The sequence below is a fragment of the Chromobacterium alkanivorans genome, from assembly GCF_016937655.1.
Classification (GTDB): Bacteria; Pseudomonadota; Gammaproteobacteria; order Burkholderiales; family Chromobacteriaceae; genus Chromobacterium; species Chromobacterium alkanivorans.
The window spans coordinates 371,825-389,340 of the sequence record NZ_JAFHKL010000002.1; the positions used below are offsets into that span (position 1 = coordinate 371,825).

General features: G+C 65.1%; 15 protein-coding genes. 5 read left to right on the plus strand and 10 right to left on the minus strand.

Annotated elements, in window-relative coordinates:
• Positions 1-33: 33 nt before the first annotated feature.
• The gene (gene clpB, locus JW897_RS05300; protein ID WP_205465391.1) at positions 34-2,613 is read right to left on the minus strand and encodes an ATP-dependent chaperone ClpB; all 2,580 of its coding nucleotides are present in this window, start codon (positions 2,611-2,613) and stop codon (positions 34-36) included.
• 246 nt (positions 2,614-2,859) lie between these two features.
• Here clpB and JW897_RS05305 point away from each other — a divergent pair, with 246 nt between their 5' ends.
• The gene (locus JW897_RS05305; protein ID WP_205465392.1) at positions 2,860-3,342 is read left to right on the plus strand and encodes a hypothetical protein; all 483 of its coding nucleotides are present in this window, start codon (positions 2,860-2,862) and stop codon (positions 3,340-3,342) included.
• Between the two features lie 153 nt (positions 3,343-3,495).
• On the opposite strand, the gene JW897_RS05310 is transcribed toward JW897_RS05305, so the two are convergent.
• Positions 3,496-3,993, minus strand: coding sequence for a LexA family protein (locus JW897_RS05310; protein ID WP_259044028.1), 498 nt, complete (start codon positions 3,991-3,993; stop codon positions 3,496-3,498).
• Positions 3,994-4,003: 10 nt separating this feature from the next.
• On the minus strand, positions 4,004-5,044 hold the full coding sequence (gene selD, locus JW897_RS05315) for a selenide, water dikinase SelD (protein WP_048413926.1): 1,041 nt from the start codon (positions 5,042-5,044) through the stop codon (positions 4,004-4,006).
• Between the two features lie 20 nt (positions 5,045-5,064).
• Here selD and mnmH point away from each other — a divergent pair, with 20 nt between their 5' ends.
• Positions 5,065-6,102, plus strand: a complete 1,038-nt coding sequence (mnmH, locus tag JW897_RS05320) for a tRNA 2-selenouridine(34) synthase MnmH (protein ID WP_205465394.1) — start codon at positions 5,065-5,067, stop codon at positions 6,100-6,102.
• 114 nt (positions 6,103-6,216) lie between these two features.
• Positions 6,217-8,202 (plus strand): bifunctional tRNA (5-methylaminomethyl-2-thiouridine)(34)-methyltransferase MnmC2/FAD-dependent 5-carboxymethylaminomethyl-2-thiouridine(34) oxidoreductase MnmC1, encoded by a 1,986-nt coding sequence (gene mnmC, locus JW897_RS05325; RefSeq protein WP_205465395.1) that lies wholly within the window; start codon positions 6,217-6,219, stop codon positions 8,200-8,202.
• Between the two features lie 85 nt (positions 8,203-8,287).
• Here the strand turns inward: mnmC and JW897_RS05330 are convergent, their stop codons facing one another.
• On the minus strand, positions 8,288-8,716 hold the full coding sequence (locus JW897_RS05330) for an acyl-CoA thioesterase (RefSeq protein ID WP_048413929.1): 429 nt from the start codon (positions 8,714-8,716) through the stop codon (positions 8,288-8,290).
• A gap of 1,040 nt (positions 8,717-9,756) precedes the next feature.
• Here JW897_RS05330 and JW897_RS05335 point away from each other — a divergent pair.
• A complete protein-coding gene (locus tag JW897_RS05335) occupies positions 9,757-10,485 on the plus strand; it encodes a peptidylprolyl isomerase (RefSeq protein WP_048413930.1) in 729 nt (242 codons plus the stop codon).
• Positions 10,486-10,567: 82 nt separating this feature from the next.
• Here JW897_RS05335 and JW897_RS05340 read toward each other — a convergent pair whose 3' ends face one another.
• Positions 10,568-11,818: a chitinase gene (locus tag JW897_RS05340; RefSeq protein ID WP_205465396.1), complete on the minus strand. Its 1,251-nt coding sequence runs from the start codon at positions 11,816-11,818 to the stop codon at positions 10,568-10,570.
• Between the two features lie 235 nt (positions 11,819-12,053).
• Here JW897_RS05340 and JW897_RS05345 point away from each other — a divergent pair, with 235 nt between their 5' ends.
• Positions 12,054-12,638: a LysE family translocator gene (locus JW897_RS05345; protein ID WP_205465397.1), complete on the plus strand. Its 585-nt coding sequence runs from the start codon at positions 12,054-12,056 to the stop codon at positions 12,636-12,638.
• Here the strand turns inward: JW897_RS05345 and JW897_RS05350 are convergent.
• From JW897_RS05350 to JW897_RS05370, 5 genes are all read right to left on the minus strand, one after another.
• Positions 12,612-13,487, minus strand: coding sequence for an AraC family transcriptional regulator (locus tag JW897_RS05350; RefSeq protein WP_205465398.1), 876 nt, complete (start codon positions 13,485-13,487; stop codon positions 12,612-12,614). The genes JW897_RS05345 and JW897_RS05350 overlap by 27 nt on opposite strands.
• A gap of 3 nt (positions 13,488-13,490) precedes the next feature.
• Positions 13,491-14,255, minus strand: a complete 765-nt coding sequence (locus tag JW897_RS05355; protein ID WP_205465399.1) for a YdcF family protein — start codon at positions 14,253-14,255, stop codon at positions 13,491-13,493.
• 54 nt (positions 14,256-14,309) lie between these two features.
• Positions 14,310-15,395, minus strand: a complete 1,086-nt coding sequence (locus tag JW897_RS05360) for a type 1 periplasmic-binding domain-containing protein (RefSeq protein WP_205465400.1) — start codon at positions 15,393-15,395, stop codon at positions 14,310-14,312.
• Positions 15,396-15,420: 25 nt separating this feature from the next.
• A complete protein-coding gene (locus tag JW897_RS05365) occupies positions 15,421-16,275 on the minus strand; it encodes a hypothetical protein (RefSeq protein ID WP_205465401.1) in 855 nt (284 codons plus the stop codon).
• Positions 16,276-16,482: 207 nt separating this feature from the next.
• A complete protein-coding gene (locus JW897_RS05370; protein WP_205465402.1) occupies positions 16,483-17,514 on the minus strand; it encodes a flagellin N-terminal helical domain-containing protein in 1,032 nt (343 codons plus the stop codon).
• Positions 17,515-17,516: the final 2 nt, after the last annotated feature.

Consider the following 17,516-nt stretch of genomic DNA (forward strand, 5'->3'; position numbering starts at 1 on the left):
ATTCCCGGGCTTTTTTTACGAGCGGACCCAAGTTCAGGCGAAACTCAGATGGCCGTCCCGCGCCTCCACCAGAATGGTGGACTTGGGCGGGTACTTGCCGGCCAGAATCGCCTTGGCCAGCGGATTTTCCAGTTCGGACTGGATCGCCCGCTTCAAGGGGCGCGCGCCGTAGACCGGATCGAAGCCCGCCTCGGACAACAAGGCCAACGCCTCCTCGCTGACCTGCAAATCCAGGTCCAGCTTGGCCAGCCGGCCTTCCAGGCTCTTGAGCTGGATGCGGGCGATGGACTTGATGTGCTGCTCGCCCAGGCCGTGGAACACCACCACCTCGTCGATGCGGTTGATGAACTCGGGCCGGAACTGGGTTTTCACCTCCGCCATCACCGCCAGCTTGATCACCTGATAGTCGTCGGTGTCCATCGCCTGGATCTGCTGGCTGCCGATATTGGACGTCATCACCACCACGGTGTTCTTGAAGTCCACGGTGCGGCCCTGGCCGTCGGTCAGGCGGCCGTCGTCCAGCACTTGCAGCAGGATGTTGAACACGTCCGGATGCGCTTTCTCCACCTCGTCCAGCAGGATCACGCTATACGGCTTGCGGCGCACCTGCTCGGTCAGATACCCGCCCTCCTCGTAGCCGACGTAGCCCGGCGGCGCGCCGATCAAGCGGGACACCGAATGCTTCTCCATATACTCAGACATGTCGATGCGGATCAGGTGATCCTCGCTGTCGAACATAAAGCCGGCCAAGGTTTTGCACAGCTCGGTCTTGCCCACGCCGGTCGGCCCCAGGAACAGGAAGGAGCCGTAAGGCTTGTTGGGATCGGCCAGGCCGGAACGGGAGCGACGGATGGCGTCGGCCACCGCGCTGACCGCCTCGTCCTGCCCCACCACGCGCCGGTGCAGCACCTCCTCCATGCGCAACAGCTTGTCGCGCTCGCCCTCCAGCATCTTGGACACCGGGATGCCGGTGGCGCGGCTGACCACTTCCGCGATCTCCTCCGCGCCCACCTGGGTGCGCAGCAAGCGATTGGGCTTGGCCTGCTCGCCGGCGCCGGCCACTTCCGCGTCCTGCAGCCGCGCCTCCAGCTGCGGCAGCTTGCCGTACTGCAGCTCCGCCAGTTTCTGCCAGTCGCCCTTGCGCTTCAGGTCCTCCATCTCCACCTTCAGACGCTCGATTTCCTCCTTGATGCTCTGCGAACCCTGCTGCGCGGCCTTTTCCGCCTTCCAGATCTCGTCCAGGTCGGCATAGGCGCGCGACAATTCGGCGATCTCGTCCTCGATCAGCTTGAGCCGTTTCTGCGAAGCCTCGTCGCTTTCCTTCTTCACCGCCTCGCGCTCGATCTTCAGCTGGATCAGCCTGCGGTCCAATCTGTCCATTTCTTCCGGCTTGGAGTCCAGCTCCATCTTGATGCGGCTGGCGGCCTCGTCAATCAGGTCGATGGCCTTGTCCGGCAGGAAGCGGTCGGTGATGTAGCGCTGCGACAGCTCGGCGGCGGCGACGATGGCCGGGTCGGTGATGTCCACGCCATGGTGAATCTCGTACTTTTCCTGCAAGCCGCGCAGAATGGCGATGGTGTCCTCCACCGACGGCTCGCCGACCAGCACTTTCTGGAAACGACGCTCCAGCGCCGCGTCCTTCTCGATGTAGCGGCGGTATTCGTCCAGCGTGGTGGCGCCGATGCAGTGCAGTTCGCCGCGCGCCAGCGCCGGCTTCAACATATTGCCGGCGTCCATCGCGCCGTCGGCCTTGCCCGCGCCCACCAGGGTGTGGATTTCGTCGATGAAGATCAAGGTCTGGCCGTCGTCCTTGGCCAGGTCGCTGAGCACCGCCTTCAGCCGCTCCTCGAACTCGCCGCGGAATTTGGCGCCGGCGATCAGCGCGGCCAGGTCCAACACCAGCAGCCGCTTGTTTTTCAGGCTTTCCGGCACTTCGCCGTTGACGATGCGTTGGGCCAGGCCTTCGACGATGGCGGTCTTGCCGACGCCCGGCTCGCCTATCAGCACCGGATTGTTCTTGGTGCGGCGCTGCAACACCTGGATGGCGCGGCGGATCTCGTCGTCGCGGCCTATCACCGGGTCCAGCTTGCCCTGACGCGCGCGTTCGGTCAGGTCCTGGGTGTACTTCTTCAAGGCTTCGCGCTGGCTCTCCGCGTCTTGGCTGGACACGCTTTCGCCGCCGCGCACCGCGTCAATCGCGGCCTGGATCGCCGCCGGCTGGCCGCCGTGCTCTTTCAACAGCCGCGAGGCTTCGCCCTTGTCCTGGCTCAGCGCCGACAGGAACAGCTCGCTGGCGATGAACTCGTCGCCCAGCTTCATCGCCGCCTTGTCGCTCAGGTTCAGCAGATTGGCCAGATCGCGCGACACGGTGATCTCGCCGCCGTTGCCCTGTACCCGCGGCAGCCGCTGCAAAGACTGGTTCAGCGCGCCCTTCAAACCGGGCACGTTGACGCCGGCGCGCGCCAGCAGGCCGGCGATGCCGCCGTCGGCGTCGTCCAGCATGGCCAGCAGCAGATGCTGCGGCTCGATATAGGCATGGTCTTGAGACAGGGCCAGGCTCTGGGCATCCCCCAGCGCCTGCTGGAACTTGGTCGTCAGCTTGTCGAATCGCATGGAGTGGCTCCTTCGGAACATTGATAAACACTATCTGGGCATGGCCAGTTGCTTTTCAAGCCTCCTCGCCGTCGATCTTGATCCCGATTTTGCCTCAGGCGCATTTTATTTATGGCGTCGGCAAAAAATTTAATCTATGCATTAAATCAAGAGCGGAACCGGACCGGCCCAAACAAGAGCCGCCCACCCAAGTCCCGAGCCGCCTGACTAGCGAAATCGCTTATCCAATCTCAAAGGGGTATCTCCATGAAGCCATTACTGGCCGCCAGCCTTATATTCACCGCCTGTGCCCTGGCCCACGCCGACAACGACCTTTCCTTGCTGGCCTACGGCGCGTCGATACACAGCCAATGCAGCGGCAAACGTTGCGATTTCAACGGGGAAAACCCCGGCCTGGGACTGGAATGGGCGCCGCTGGGCAACGACGCGGACGGTCGCTGGATAGGACGCGTCGGCTCTTATCGCGACTCCTTCCGCGAAACGGCCTGGTTCGTCGCCGGCGGCTGGCGCAAGGAATGGCAGCTGGGGTCCAGCCCGCTCTACGCCGGCACCACGCTATTGGCCGGCTATCTGGACGGCTCCGGCGTCAAGCAGATGGTCGTTTTCCCCATGCTCAGCATCGGCACCCGCAAGCTGGCGCTGGAAGTGGGCTATGTGCCCAAGATGGATTACACCCCGCACAAGACGCGGGTCGCCGTCACCACGTTCAGCCTGCGCTGGACCTTTTAAGAAACGGTTCAAAGCCTGCCTCGCTTCGGCGATACGGCGCTGAAAACCGCCAAGGCCCCATCCCCTATGCGCATTCGGCTTTCTCGGCGGTTTTCGCCTTGTCTCGCCCTGGCTCGCAAGACTTTAAATAGGTTCTAAGCCGCGCCGGCAAGGTCAGCGCAGCGAGCGCACCACTGAGCTGACCACGCCCCAGATCTCGACGCCGGCCTCCGCCTGCAAATCGGCGTAGCCCGGCTGCGCGGCGCGCAAGCAGACTTGACCGGGGCTCAGGTGCAAGCGGCGCACCAGGAATTCGTCGCCCGCCACCGCCACCACCACATCGTTGTGGCGCGGCGGCAGCAGGCGATCGACGATCAGCAGGTCGCCGTCGAAAATGCCGGCCCCGGCCATGGCGTCGCCGGCGACGCGCACGAAGAAACTGGTGTCCGGGTGCTGGATCAGGAAGTCGTTGAGATTGAGCGAACGCTCGAGATAGTCGTCGGCCGGCGACGGGAAGCCCGCCGCCACGCTGCCGTCGAACCACGGGATAGAAACGTCGCCGGCGCAGGAGCGGCGCGCGCCGCCCACTCTCCCCGGCGCCAGCCGCGCCAGTTCCGCCAAAGGCCGGTCGCGGGCGACCAGCGGCGGGCTCTGCGGATGGGCGTCGTCCACGTCGCGCCGCTCAGCGAACGATGACGCGGGCCTCGCCCGCGGCCAGACGGCCGATCTTGGCGGCATAGCCGAAGCCGGCGCGCTGGAAACGCGCCAGGACTTCGTCCGCCTGCTCCGGCGCCACCGCCGCCAGCAAGCCGCCGCTGGTCTGCGGATCGGCCAGCAAGCGCAGCTGCCACTCCGGCAGTTCCGCGCCGAAATCGACATGCTCGCCGAAGCTGGCCAGATTGCGCTCGATCGCGCCCGGGCCGCAGCCTTGCTCCGCGAAAGCGCGCGCCTCCTCGATCACAGGCACCTCGGCCATATCGATGTGCGCCGCCAGCTTCGCGCCCTTGCACACCTCCAGGGCATGGCCGAGCAGGCCGAAGCCGGTGACGTCGGTCAGCGCGTGCACGCCGTCCATGGCCGCCAGTTCCGCGCCCACGGTGTTCAATTTGGTGGTGGAGGCGATCAAGGCCTGGTAGCCCTTGTCGTCCAGCTCCCCTTTTTTCATCGCCTGCGCCAGCACGCCGACGCCCAGGCCCTTGCCCAGGATCAGCACGTCGCCGTCGCGCGCCTCGCTGTTGCGCTTGAGCTGGTCCGGATGCACCACGCCCAAGGCCACCAGGCCGTAGATCGGCTCCGGGGAATCAATGGAATGGCCGCCGGCGAGCGGGATGCCGGCCGCGTGGCATACCGATTCGCCGCCGGAAAGAATGTCGCGGATGGTTTCCACCGGCAGCACCTTCACCGGCATGCCGACGATGGCCAGCGCCATGATGGGCGTCGCGCCCATCGCGTAAATGTCCGACAGCGCGTTGGTGGCGGCGATGCGGCCGAAATCATAGGCGTCGTCGACGATGGGCATGAAGAAGTCGGTGGTCGCCACAATCGCCTGCGAGGCGTTCAGCTGATACACCGCGGCGTCGTCGCTGGTTTCCGCTCCCACCAACAGATTGGGAAAGGCCATCTTTTCCTTGGCCGTCGACAAAATGGACTCCAGCACCGCCGGGGCAATTTTGCAGCCGCAGCCACCGCCGTGAGACAATTGCGTCAATTTGATTTCAGCCATTTGCGGACTCCGCCATATTTATGCTTTTCAAGGTCGCGAACGTATCACAGCTTGGGCAGTTTGACGAGATCATCGACGTCCGCTCCCCGGCAGAATTTGCCGAGGATCATATTCCCGGCGCCATTAATTGCCCGGTTCTGGACAACGATGAGCGAATTCGCGTCGGCACCCTGTACAAACAGGTGTCTCCGTTCGAAGCTCGCAAGGTCGGCGCCGCGCTGGCCGCCAAGAACATCGCCCGCCATATCGAAGAAAGTTTCTCCGACCGGCCCAAGTCCTGGCGTCCGTTGATCTGCTGCTGGCGCGGCGGCCAGCGCTCCGGCTCCATGGCGCTGATCTTCGCCCAGATAGGCTGGCCCGCGCATCAGCTGGAGGGCGGCTACAAAGCTTACCGCCGCCAGGCGCTGCAATGGCTGGAAGAGCTGCCCGGCCAGCTCAGGCTGCGCGTGATCTGCGGCCCCACCGGCTCCGGCAAGAGCCGCTTGCTGCAGGCGCTGGCGCGCGCCGGCCACCAGGTGCTGGATCTGGAGCAACTGGCCAATCACCGCGGCTCGGTATTGGGCCGGCTGCCGGACCAGCCCCAGCCGCCGCAAAAATGGTTCGACACCTTGCTGCTGCAACAGATTCGCGGCCTGGACCCCAACCGCCCGGTATTCATCGAGGCGGAAAGCAAGAAAGTGGGCTTCGTCAGCCTGCCCGACGCGCTCTACCGCCAGATGCACCAAGGAGACTGCCTGCTGATCGACGTGCCCTTGGCGGAGCGCGTGCGCTTCCTGCTGGAAGATTACGCCTTCTACCTGCAAGACCCGGAGGCCTTGATCCGCCAGCTGGGCTTCCTGAAAGGGCTGCACTCCGGCGAACAGCTGGACGCCTGGAACCAGATGATCCGGGCCGGGCGCTTCGACGCCCTGGTGGCGGAGTTGCTGGCCAAGCACTACGATCCGCTCTATTACCGCTCGCTGGGCAAACACTATCCGCAACTGGCCGAGGCCATGCCCCTGCGGCTGGACAGCCTGGCTCCGGAACGACTGGACCTTGCCGCCGCGCAGATCGCCTGAGAACCGATTCGAAGCCCGCCGCGCGGAGCGGCGCTGATCGCGGCGCAAAACTGCGGTATCATCAGAACATCCTAATTCATCCGCGGCGCCGCGCCGCGCCCCGACTCCGCGCGCATGACCCCACACGCTCAACTTGACTGGCAAGACGGTCAACCGGTTTCCCTCGCATTCGGCGACGTCTACTTTTCCCGCGCTTCCGGCCTGGACGAAACCCGCCATGTCTTCCTGCGGCACAACCGCTTGGCCGAACGCTTCGCCGAGCTGTCCGCCGGCGGCCACTTCACCATCGCCGAAACCGGCTTCGGCACCGGCCTGAACTTCCTGTGCGCGTGGGAGTGCTTCCTGCAATACGCGCCGGCCGATACGCGGCTGCACTTCATCAGCGCGGAGAAATTTCCGCTGACCCCGCGCGATCTGACCCAGGCGCTGGCGCTCTGGCCCCAGCTCGCCGGACTGGCTCGGCAACTGCTGGCCCAATACCAGGCCCTGCCCCCGGGCTGGCACCGGCTGCTGCTGAGCCAGGGCCGCGTCACGCTGACCTTGTTGATCGGCGACGTGCTGGAGGTGCTGCCGGAAGTGGACGCGCGCGTCGACGCCTGGTTTCTCGACGGCTTCGCCCCGTCCAAGAACCCGGACATGTGGCGGCCGGAACTGTTCCAGACCATGGCGCGGCTTTCCGCGCCCGGCGCCACCTTCGCCACCTTCACCAGCGCCGGCTTCGTGCGCCGCGGCTTGAGCGAGGCCGGCTTCGCCGTCGGCAAGACCGCCGGCTTCGGCCATAAGCGGGAAATGAGCCACGGCCATTTGCAAACTCCGCCCGCCGGCGAGTGGTCGCCGCCTTGGTTTGCCCGTCCGGCGCGGCGGCACGGGGAACGCAGCGCCATCGTCATCGGCGGCGGCATCGCCGGCGCCGCCAGCGCCTACAGCCTGGCCTGCCGCGGCTGGCAGGTAACCGTGGTGGAGCGCCTGCCCGAGCTGGCCCGCGGCGCCTCCGGCAACCCGCAGGGCGTGTTGTACACCAAGCTGTCGCCGCACTTCACCCCGCTGACCCGTTTGATCCTGTCCGGTTACGGCTACAGCCTGCGCACCTTGAAAACCCAATTGCCGGAAGACGACGCGCACTGGCGCGGCTGCGGCGTACTGCAACTGGCCTACGACGCGGCCGAGGCGGAACGCCAGCAAGGGCTGGCCGCGGCCGGTTTCGGCGCCGACTTCCTGCGTCCGGTCGACGCTCGGGAAGCCAGCGAGCTGGCCGGCATGGAACTGCAACACGGCGGGCTGTTCTTCCCTCAGGGCGGCTGGGTCAACCCGCCCGCGCTGGTGCGCAAACTGGTGGAGCATCCCAATATCCAAGTCCGCACCAGCCGCACCATCGTGGAGCTGGACTACAACCCGCTGGACAAAAGCTGGGTCGCCATCGGCGATGAAGGATCGGTGGCCATCGGTTCCGTGGTCATTCTGGCCGGAGCGGCGGAAACCGGCGCGTTCGACGCCACCCAGCACCTGCCCTTGAAAAAGATTCGCGGCCAGGTCACCGTGGCGCGCGCCACCGCGAGCAGCGAAGCGCTGCGCACCGTGCTGTGCGGCGAGGGCTACATCTCCCCGGCCCGCTTCGGCGAACACTGTCTGGGCGCCACCTTCAAATTCAACACCGAAGACCTCGGCGTCAACCTGTTCGAGCATCAGGAAAACCTGCAGATGCTGGCGGGACTCGCGCCCAGCTTGTACCAGGCCTTGGGCGGCGAAGGCCTGCTGGACAAAGCCCTGGCCGGGCGCGCCGCGCTGCGCTGCACCAGCCCGGACTACCTGCCCATCGTCGGGCCGGTCGCCCACGCGCAAAGCCTGATCGACGCCTATTTGCCGCTGAGCAAGGACGCCTCGCTGAAGCTGAGCGCCGCCTCGCCCTGGATAGACGGCCTCTACGTCAACACCGCCCATGGCTCGCGCGGCATGATCACCGCGCCGCTGTCGGGCGAAATCCTCGCGGCCCTGCTGGAGGACGAGCCGGCCCCTGTGGCCCGCAGCCTGATGCAAGCCACCCACCCCAGCCGCTTTCTGATGCGCGATCTGATGCGCAACAAACTGCCGCAGCGAAACTGAGGCGAGCAGACGGCCCGGCTTGCGCCGGCCGCGAACCCCCCCCCGTCGCGCCAAGGCGACGGGGGCGAAAACAGAGGCGGTCGCCTCAGGCGGCGGACTGTGCCGCCGTCTCCACCGCCTCGCGGATGTCCTCGGGAATGGATACCGACTTGCCCGCCTGGTAGTCCACCCACACCAGCGTCACCTCGCCGCTGGCGTAGACCACGCCGGGATCGTCGCGCCGATAAAAATGATGCCGCAGCTTCAAGCTGCTGCGTCCCAGTTTTTCCAGTTCGATGGTAATGTCCAGCGTGGCGGGATAGGTGATCTCCTTGCGAAACACGCAGGCGGTGCCCGCCAGCACCGGGCCGCAACCGTTAGGGTCGATGCCGTGACCCAGGCTTTCCAACCAATCCAGGCGGATCTGCTCCAAATAGCGGAAATAATAGGTATTGTTCAAATGCCCGACGGCATCCATATCGCCCCAACGCATCACAATGCTGCGGGTATCGATCACCGGGTAATGCTTGTCCACGCTGTTCCCCTTGAAAGACGGGCCGGCGCGGCGTCCATCGATCGCCGTTCACGGCCGGCGCGCCATGATTGTTTGCACTGCGTCATGATAACGGCCAATCCCGTCCGGGTCACATAGCGTCACATAAAACACAACAAATCCAAATATCCGGCCCCGAAACAAAACGGCATACTGGTTTCCGTCAGCAGCCAGGGCTCGCAAGAGTCCTGATCTGGCATGATCAGCGCGCGGGTTCTGTTGGAAATTACCTACCCCTTCTGGCCTGCGCGTTGGTCTCCTGAGCGAAGGTGCAAATTGGGGGCCCCATCTGGGGCTCTTTTTTTATGCTCGCCGCCCAGGCTCAGGACCAAAACGCGAATTCATTGCGCAAATGTTAAGCCCACCCCGATTTCATCACAGCCCGTCACACAAGCCCCCAATAATCACTCTATTTGGCCCGCGCCGGCAGGCGCATACTGCGTCCATCGAATCAGCCCTCCCCCGAGAGCGGATTCGATGCGATCGAAGCGCTGCCGGCTGTGGATACACGCCCTCCGGCGGTTGCGTCGATCACCTGAGCGAAGGTGCAATTCAGAGCCCCCTGATCGGGGCTCTTTTTTTATGCGCCGGCCGGCGGGGACGCGGGCCAAGCCCTCTTGCTTTCGTGTTACACTCGGCAGACTGGGCAAAAAAAGAGGCCGCGCGAACGCGGCCCAAACGGGGATCTCAATTCACCAAGTGTCCAAATGCAGGCTTGGCACGTCAAAACAAAGTACAGACGAACGACGTCTACATAACGCATGAACACAGAAAACGCGGCAACCGGCGTAAAACAATGAGCAGGGCCGGCCGGGTTTTCTTGCAAGCCCTGAAGCTGCATGACTCGTATACTAGCGACGAAGCAGCCGGACAAATATAAGATTATTCTTAAAATTTTCGTGGTTTACTCCAAAGCGCCGCGGACCGCCCGTCGCCTTTCTTGACAAGCGCGGCGATCGCTTTTCTAATCGCCAGTTTCCGCCCTTTGGCGCATCCCTCATTTACCATCACAGGAAATCTCCATGACCATTCGAGTCAACGGCATCGAAATCACCGAAGACATGGTGCAAGCGGAACAAGCCCACTACGCTGACGCGCCGAACCCGCGCGATGCCGCCGTTCAGGAGCTGGTCCTGCGCGAGCTGCTGCTGCAGAAAGCCAAATCCATCGGCATCGACACCGCCGACCAAGGCGCCGCCATCGGCGCCTTGCTGGAACAGGAACTGCAGGTCGACGCCGTGGACGAAGCCGCCTGCCTCGCGTTCTACAATCAATACCCCGAGCGTTTCAGCAGCGGCGAATCCGCCGTGGCCAGCCACATCCTGTTCCCGCTGGGCGAAGGCCTGGCCGGCAGCCTGGCCAAAGCCAAGGCGGAAGGCGTGCTGGAAGACATCAAGGCCAACCCGGCCCGCTTCGCCGATCTGGCCCGCGAACACTCCACCTGCCCGTCCGGCCAGCAAGGCGGCAGCCTGGGCCAGTTCGGCCGCGGCCAAATGGTGCCGGAATTCGAACAGGCGGTATTCAGCACCGACGCCGGCCAGATCGCGCCGGAACTGGTCCAGACCCAGTTCGGCTACCACATCATCCAGGTGCAGGAACGCCACGAAGGCGGCAAAGTGAGCTTTGAGGAGATCAAGGACCGCCTGCAGCAATACCTGAACGATATGGCCGGCAACAAGGCGATGCAGGCTTACCTGGGCCAACTGGTCGCCGCCGCCCAGATCGAAGGCTACGCGATGCCGGCGCTGTAAGCGCCCGCTCACCGTCCGCCGCGCTTAGGCGGCGCGGCGTTGAAAACCGAGGCGCATCCGCGCCTCGGTTTTTTTGCGCGCCTCAGTTGCGGGCGCGCAGCGACGCTCCCACCGGCCGCGAGAACGGGAAACCATCCTTCCTATCCCAATTGATGGACCAGCTCATCACGCCGCGGAACGTCGGATAGGCCTGAGCCGGCTTGACGGCGCCGCAGTTCCTCAAGGCCATCAGACAATCCAGCGACTTGATCACCGTGTCCGCGCTGACGAAGCCGGAATTGGCGGAGCTGCGTCCGGAAGGCACGCCGAAGGCCACCTGCTCCGGCCGCAAACCCTTGAAGCTGCCCGAGGCGCCGTAAGCCAGCGGAAAGCCTTCGATCAGCATCTTGCTGCCGCCCACCAGCATGTCCACGCTGCCCTCCGCCAAGGCCGCGCTGGAATACGGCGTGTTCAGCCCGCCATTGTTGTAGTACTGGACATGGATGACGCTCAAATCGTCGCGCAAGGCGTCGATGATGGGCAGATAAGCGCCCCAGATGCTGCCGTAGGCGACATAGCCGCCCTGAACATAGGGATGCTCCGGCGCCATCGACAGGTAGAAACCCGCGCCAACCTTGGTTTTCAACTGCTTCACCGCGCTGATCAGGTTGCCGATGGTGGGCGCGCCCTGCGACACCCCGCTTTCCAGGTCCAGATCGATGCCGTCGAAACCGTATTTGACGATGATGGCGTGGAGGCTGTTGACGAAATTCTGGGTCTGCGCCGGAGTATTCAACGTGACCGAGCCGTTCTGCCCGCCCAGCGACAACACCACCTTCTTGCCCTTGGCCTGCTTGGCCCGGACATCCTGAATGAACTGCGCCTCGGAGCCGGCCTTGGGATCCAGCGAGAAGCTGAGATTGCCGTTGCCGGCATCGTCGGCGAAGGCGACGACGATCACATCCCAATCGTCGCTGACTTGGCTTAACGGGTAGGCGTCTCCGCTGGGATTGGCGAAATTATGCCAATATCCGATCAGCGCATGCTTGGCGAACGGCGCGGACGGCCCCGGAGTCGGCGATGGTCCCGGGGTCGGCGTCGGCTCCGGCGCCGCGCCGCAGCTTCCTCCGGCCTGCCACAGCGTGGGCGTGGCAGGCGGGTTCCAATTGGCGCCCGCATAGGCGGTATGCGCCGCACGCGCAGTGTAATTGGCCGCGGAATAGGCCACCACATCGCCCGCCTGATAAGTCGCCCCCTCTCGCCAATCCGGACACGCGGCGGCCAAAACCGGGCCGGCGCCCAAGGCCATGACGCATACCGACGCCCACAACTTGGCTTTCCCCTTCAAGTACATGCGGCACCCTCCTTTGCGGTACGACAGCGCGCGCGGCCGGCGGAGTGCCGGATCGAACGCCATCTGGTATTTAATTGGTATTACACCAAACACGTAATGTCAAAGGCATTTTTGAATGCCGCACCGACAACCTGGTCATTTTTCTACAATACGCCCCCTCCCGGTCCGGCTACTTTGTCCGCATCAGCCAAGGGCGGACATCGGACCGCCACGCTGCCCACCGACAGGAGACCTCATGAATCAGACCCTCGCCATGGCCGGCTTTGCGTTGGCCGCCTCCATCACGCCGGGCCCGGTCAACATCGTCGCGCTCAGCTGCGGCGCTCGTTACGGCGCGCGCGCCGGCATGCGCCATGTCGGCGGCGCCACCGCCGGCTTCACCTTGCTGCTGCTGCTGACCGGCCTGGGCCTGGAGCAGACCTTGCGGCAGTGGCCGGCCTTGACCCAGGGCTTGCAATGGGGCGGCGTGGCGTTCTTGCTCTATATGGCGTATCAATCGGCTCGCAGCGACGGTTCGCTGGATTTGGACAAGAACGGCGCCCGGCCAAGCTGGTGGCGCGGCGCGGCGATTCAATGGCTGAATCCCAAGGCCTGGATCGCGGCGCTGGCGGGCTGCGCGGCGTTCACCTCCGGCCAAGACGCGACGGCGCTATGGCGTTTCGCCGCGCTTTACTTTCTGATCTGCTACGCCTCGATCGCCTGCTGGGTGCTGGCCGGCGCCTGGCTTGGACAAAAGCTGGGCTCGCCCAGGCGGCTGCGCCGCTTCAACCAGGCCATGGCCTTGTTGCTGGGACTAAGCGCGCTGGGCTTGCTGAGCTGAGCCGGCGCGGTACTGGCCCGGCGTCGCGGCGACGTACTGTTTGAAGATTCTCTGCAGATGGGCCTGGTCGGAAAAACCGGCGTCCTGCGCCACTTGCGCCAAGGGCAGCCCGCCGCGCACCAGGCGCCGCGCCAGTTGCACCCGCTGATTCAGCAGAAAATCATGCGGCGTGACCCCGTAACGCCGTTTGAACGCGCGAATCAGATAGGAAGCCGACAAGTCCGCCGCCGCGCAGATGTCCTCCAGGCGCAAGGCCTGGTCGCAATGCGCGGCGATGTACTCCGCCGCGCGCGCCAAACGCTGGTTCGACTCCGCCGCCGGCTCGACGCCCAAGCCCAAGATACGGTGAGCGTCGCCGAAAAAGGCCGTAGCGGCCTCGTCTTTCTCCAAGAGCTCCCGCCCCTCCGCGCACAGCACCTTGAACAGGGCGTTGAAGCCGGCGAACAAACGCGGGTCCCGGCTCGCCGCGTCGCCAAAGGGACGAAAGCCGCCGGCCTGGCCCAGGCCCAGCGTCTGCTGCAAACCGCCGAGCCAGGCGACGTCCACATACAGCATGCGATAGGACCAGGCCTGCCCCGCCACGGGATTGCAGGCATGCGTGTCGCCCGGGTTCATCAACACCAGGGAACCCTGCTCGCTGCGGCGCACCTTGCCGTTGAAGTAGTCGCAAGCGCCGGCGGTGATGACGCCGAGGGAGAAGGTCTCGTGAGCGTGCTTGGCGTAACAGACGCGGCGTCCGTCGGCCACCGAGCGGGCCTCGAACTGCGGCAAGGCCGCGTCTCGCCAGAAACGGTGATCGACCTTTGGCCTCGCGGCCGGAAACGAGGACTCGGCGGCTTGCTCCGACATCGCTTATTCTCCTTTCACCCGGTAAAACAGCATGCCCAGCCATTCCCGCAAAGCGGCGTGGCACTCCTGCATCGCCCGTCCGCTGGGCAACCACCAGGCCACGCCGCCGCCATCGTAACGGATAAAGGCGGTTGGTGCGGCCGTCACCTCCAGGCCCTGGCGCTCGAAAAACGGCAAGGCCCGGCGCAGATGCCAGCCCTGGCTGACCAGCGCAATCCGCTTGATCCCGGCCGAGCGCAGCAGCTCGGCGGAATAGCGCGCGTTTTCCAGCGTGGTGTTGGAACGCGTCTCCACCCAACGCGGAACAATGCCGTAGTCCTCGCTCAGAACCCGCGCCATCAACGCGGCCTCCGCTTCCCCTCCCATCGGCGCGCCGCCGGTCAACAACATGGGCTTGCCGCTTTGACGCGCCAGCCGCGCGGCGTAGCGCAGCCGCGCCAGTGAATCCGCCGCCGGCTCCATGCGGCCGTACTCGGGCGCCGGCTTCTTGCCGCCGGACAAGACCACGATGGCTTCCACCCGGCCCAGTTGCTCGGCGTCTATCACCGGGTAGCGCTCCAGACCCCGGTTCAGCCACATCGCCGTCAGCGGCGTGCTCAAGGCGTACAGACCCGCCATGCCCAGCACCAAGAGGCCGGCGCCCAAGCGCCGCCAACGACGACGCAACCCCAAGCCCAGCGACATCAGCAACAACATGTTCAGCGGCGGTAGCAACAAGGCGCCCAGTACCAAGTGGACCAACACTTGCGTGGAAATTGTGGAAACCATGGAAAATGACGATGCGTTGACGTGGCGCCAGTTAAGCACGCGGCAGCCGTCAAATCAATGCCGCGGGAACCAGATGGCGGCGTAGGCGCGACGGTAACCGTTGTCCGGGTCGTAGCCTATGCTCAGATAACTGTCGCGTATCGTCTGCCTGACCAGCAAATGCGGCTGGGTCACGTACAGGCTGGGCGGCTGGCCGGCAAAGGCGCGGTTCAGTTCGTCCGCCATCTGCCAGCCGTGCAGGTGCAAGGGTTCGGCTATGGTCGCTTCCTGCATCAGGCCCGCCCGAATCCGCCTCATCGCGCTGAGCGAGCCGTCGCCCAGCGAAATATTGGCCACGAAGGCGTTCAATTTCCCCAGCGGATGGCCGATGGAATCGTAATACAGGTCGTTGATGCCTATGCTGTGGGTCCAGGCCCTGCCGTGTCGCCGATACAGCTCCGTCACCTTGTCCGGCAGCTGCTGCTGGACCTGGGCCAGCGACAGGTCTTCCACCGCCAGCACCTTGCAGCGCCGACAGGCCTGCAGCTGCCGCACCGCCTGCCGGGTTTTGGCGGTGGCGATGGCGAAGCGGCTGTCGGTGAACAGCACCACGCCCACCGGACCGTGGCTGCTGGCCACGATGTAATCGGCGGCCGCTTGCGCCGCGGCCAAAGGGCTGGTGGAGATATTGGTGAACAGCAGGCCGGGCAAGGGGCCGGGCTTGTCGCCGGCGTGCCAGCCGAGCACGGTCACGCCGAGCGCGCGCAAGCGTTCAATCTGCGGCCGGAATTCCTGAGCGTCGAAGCCCCCCAAGGCCACCGCGGCCGGCCGTTCCCGCTGCGCGCTCTCCAGAAACCGGAGCAAGGAGCTCCCTTGCCCCTGGCCGTCCAACAGCGTCAAGCGCCAGCCCAGCAAACGCCCCGCCTCGGCCAGGCCCCGATAGACCCCGACCACGCCGCCGTTGCGCAGGTCCGACGCCAAAAACCAGACGCTGCGGCCAGGCTGCGCCGCGGGACCGCTGACGGGGCCGTCCCACTCGGTCCACTCCCGCGCCGGGTTGTTGTCCCGGGCTTGCGGCGCGTCAACGCCCGCGGCCGCGGAGCCGGCGGCGACAGGCTCCACGCTCAGCAGACACAGCAGCAGTACGAGAAGGCGCAACATGGACCCACTATAGACCACCGCCGACTCAAAGCGACGCGCCGTCCCCCGCCAACAATTGGCCGGCCACTTCCGCCGCCACGGCGAACAACAGCGGCGACAGACGCTGCGCCTGCAAGCCGGTGGCGCCATGCCGACTGATCGCCAGTCCGAGCCACGGCATGCGCTCGCCGATCAGGCAGACGGCGAGCTTGCCGCCGCCTCGTTCCGCCGCGGCTTCAATCTCCGGCAGACGCCGCCGCAAGGCGCGGCACGCCTCGGCTTCCGCGACAAAGGCCAAGGCCACCCCGTCCGCCACGCGGCGGATGCGCAGGCAGAACGCGCCGATTCCCGGCGCCGTCAGCCACAGCAGCAAGTCCAGTTCGTCCAGTTCCGGCTCGGACTCGCGCTCCAGCGCGTCCTCTACGCTCAGCGCCAGCGCCGGACCGCCCCATAGCCAGAACGGCAGAGTCAGCGGCAAGGGCGGCTCGCCGGCGGTCTGCCGAACGCCGGCCAAGGCCAGCTCGGGCAACTGCTGCAACAAGGCGCCGGGCAGATGGCTGCCGCCCGCTTGCTGAAACTGCGTCGCGGCCTGAGTCAAGCGCCCCAGCAAAGCCTGCCGCCAGGATTGCGCCAGCTCGGCCGCCGTCGGCAAAGGCTTCGCCAGCTTCGGCATCGCCGCCTGCTCCAATTGCCAAGCCCGCGCCGGCGCTTCGCCGTCGCCGTCTCTGTCCGGTCTCTCCGCCAACAGCGACAGCTCCAGCCGCGGTTGGGTCGCCAGCACCAGCACTTTCAACACTGTCCCGGGCGTCAACTCCGCCGCGCCTTGCGGCCAGGACGGCAAGGCCAGCTGGATGCCGTCGCCGCTCAATAGCGGCCGGCCGTCCGCGCCTCGGCTCAACACCGCCCGCCACTGCAGGCCCGGCGTCAGCTCCGCGCCCGGCTGCGCGCCGTTCGAGATCGGCGCGCTCGGCGTGACCGGAGTCGCCGCCGTGATCGCTCGGATTGAAATGGGTTTGCTCCTTCAGCAAGGTCCGCGCGCATGACGCAAAAAAGCCAGCCGCGTGCGCAGCTGGCTTCGAACTCGCGCCGCATCGGCGCGGAGTCTTGATTACTGCAGCAGGGACATGGCCAGGCTGCTCATGCTGCCGCTTTGCTTCAGCATGGAAGTGCCGGCTTGCATCAGCATTTGCTTGGAAGTCATGCTGGCGCTTTCGTTGGCGTAGTCGGTGTCCATGATGCGGCCTTTGGCGGCCAGGGTGTTGTTGTTGACGTTGGCCAGGTTGTTGTTCACGTGGTCCAGACGGTTGGCGTTGGCGCCCAGGGAAGAGCGAACCGAACCGACCGAATCCAGAGCGGCCTGGATGGTGTTGATGGTGTCGGTTTTGCCGATTTCGTCGCCCTTGGTGGCTTTGTCCAGTGCGGCTTGGCCGTCTTGCTGAGCCTTCAGCGCGGTTTCGTAAGCGGTTTTCTTCGCCGGGTCGGCCGGGGCTGCATCGTAATCAGTTTTAGCGCTATTGGTCGCGGCCACCAGAGCCGGCATCGCATCGGTAGCGGTCTTGACGGCGGTAGCGTAGTCAGTGCTGGCAGTGTCATTCTTGAAGTAGGTCTTGGAAACGCTGCCCAGCGCATTGTTCAGCGCGGTCATGCCATCCTTCATGTTCACCGCCATGGACTCGTCGGCCGATGCGCCGATCTGGAAGTTCATGTCTTCGGTCAGCTTGCCGCCTTGCAGCAGTTTCTCGCCGCCGAAGGAGGTGTTCTTCATGATGTTGGTCAGTTCCTTGCCCAGTTCGGCGAATTCGGACTGCATCGCGCTCTTGTCGGCCTTGGTGGAGGTGGCGTTGGCGCCTTCGGTGGACAGGTCCTTCATGCGCTGCAGGATGTTGGTCACTTCGTTCAGCGCGCCTTCGGCGGTTTGCAGCATGGAGATGCCGTTCTGCGCGTTCTTCATCGCCACTTGCATGCCGCGGCTTTGCGCGTCCAGACGGGTGGCGATCTGCAGGCCGGCGGCGTCGTCCATCGCGGAGTTGATGCGCAGGCCGGTGCCCAGACGGGTCATCGAGGTGGACAGCGCGGTTTGGGTGCCGGTCAGGTTGGACTTGGTGTTCAGTGCGGCGATATTGGTGTGCAGGCTCAGCATGT